Annotated in this window: 1 protein-coding gene; it reads right to left on the bottom strand. The window is 77.0% G+C overall.

The window, feature by feature from the left end:
- A partial coding sequence (locus GRC12_RS44015; protein ID WP_208786029.1) for a hypothetical protein occupies positions 1-1988 on the bottom strand: 1988 nt, incomplete at its 3' end.
- Positions 1989-2017: the final 29 nt, after the last annotated feature.

Raw genomic sequence — 2017 nt, 5'->3', positions numbered from 1 at the left:
GTCGCCGACCCCGCCCCCGTCTCGCCTCGGATTCGGTCGGCCAGGGGCATCGCGCCCGTTGCCTCGGCGGACCGTAGTGCGGCCTCGCGGTGGGCGTGGGCTCGGCGGTCGTCGCCCATGGCCGCCGCCAGCAGGGCGAGGTGGCGGTCGACGGGGCCGCGTACCGCCGCGCCGATGCCCTCGACCACGTAGAGGCCGGCGTAGGGGGCGAGGAGGTCGTACAGGGCGGAGGCGCAGGGGTGGTGGCCGGTCGCGGCCACCGTCTCCGCGGCCTGGGCCACCATCGGCAGCCACTCGCTGTCGCGGGGGGCCGTGCCGAGGTGGGGTGCCACCGCCGACAGACGGCGCGCGGCCTCCTCCAGGCGGCCGAACTGCGCGGCGAGAAGCGCGAGCGACACCCGCGGCCACAGACCGGGGAGGCGGTCGAGGGGCGGCATCACGGCGAGGAGCCGCGTCATGCCGTCGAGGTCGCCCGTGGCGGTGTACAGGCACCAGCGCTGGGTGCCGGCGAGCAGCGCCGCGTTGGCGCTGCCGGCCTCGCGGCCGAGGGCCTCCACCTCGTCGAGGGCGGCCGCGCAGTCGTCGTAACGGCCCTCCATCAGGGCCCGCGAGCCACGCCACAGCGGCACGTACCAGGCGTACAGGGGCCGCCGCAGCGGTCGTACGACCGCCTCGTACGCCGTCACCTCCGCGTCGGCCGCCGCGAACGCGCCCGTCTCCGTCAGGGCCACCAACCGCAGTCGCCGGCCGAGGAGTTCGAGGACCGGGTCGCGCAGGTCGCGGGCGGTCGTCACGATCCGCGTGGACCAGGCGAGCCGGTCGCGGCAGTGGTCGGGACCGGAGAGCGCGTCGCAGAGGGCGGCGAGGGCCGGTCCGAGAACCGCCGGGTCACCGGTCTCCTCAGCGACACGGACGGCTTCCTCGGCGAGGGCGACCCGACGCGCCTCGGTCTCGACCAGCCCGCCGGCGAGCGACAGACGGGCGGTGACGGCGGCCCGGAGACCGGCGTGCGCGGGCTCGCCGGCCACCGCGTCCCGCGCCTCGACCAGCAGGTCGACCTGTTCCCGGTCCGAAAGGTCCACCTCGAACCCCACGGGCCCGGTCCCCAGTCCGAGCGCGGCCCGCGCCAGCAGGTCCCCCCGTCCGAGCTCCCGTGCCACCCGCGCCGCCCGCAGCAACGCCTCCCGGGCGGCCCCCGGCTCCCCGGCCCCGAACCGAGCGGTCCCGAGCCCGATCAACACCTCGGCGAACTCAGGCTGTTCACCGGGGGACGCGCCGCCGTCCTCGTCGGTCTCCACGGCACCGTGCCCCCATGCCTCCCCGTGACCCCATGCCTCCGCCGCCCGCTCGTACCAGCGCGCCGCGTCCTCGAACGCGTACAGCGCCTCCGCCCGCGCCGCGGCCTCGCGGGCGAACCGGGCTGCCCGCGGGGCGTGTTCGGGGCCGGCGAGGAACAGGTGGTGGGCGACCTCCGCGGGGCCCGTGTCCCGGCCGCGGCGGGCGTAGCCGGCCAGGACGTCGGCGGCGGTGTGGTGCAGGGCGCAACGGTCGGCGGGGGTGAGGGTGTCGTACACGGCGTCCCGCAGCAGGTCGTGCCGGAAGGCGCCCCGGTCCACCGCCGCCCCGGCCGACAGCCCGGCCTCGGCCGCCTCACCGAGCAGCGTCCGTACCTCCGCCAACGGCACCTCCGCCGTCTCGGCCAGCACGTCCAGCCGGAACCGCGTGCCGAGCACCGCGGCGACGTCCAGCACGCGTGCCGCCCGCGGCGACAGATCCGCCAACCGCTCCTGTACGGCGGCCCGTACGGTGACCGAGGACGCGCCGGTACCGTCGACGGCCGGCGCAACGCTCCAACTCCCGGCCCTCAGCGACTCGGTGACGAAGAAGGCCTCACCACCGGTACGTTGGACGAAGGACCGCAGCGCGTCCGCCTCCGGCGCCGTCCCCGTCACCGCCTCGACCAGCTCCGCGACGTCCCGCTCCCCCAACGGCCCGACGCTCAACACCAGCCCCCGCC

This window comes from Streptomyces griseorubiginosus (assembly GCF_017614965.1).
GTDB classification, from domain to species: domain Bacteria; phylum Actinomycetota; class Actinomycetes; order Streptomycetales; family Streptomycetaceae; genus Streptomyces; species Streptomyces griseorubiginosus_B.
This window is presented reverse-complemented; position numbering and strand designations above follow the sequence as displayed.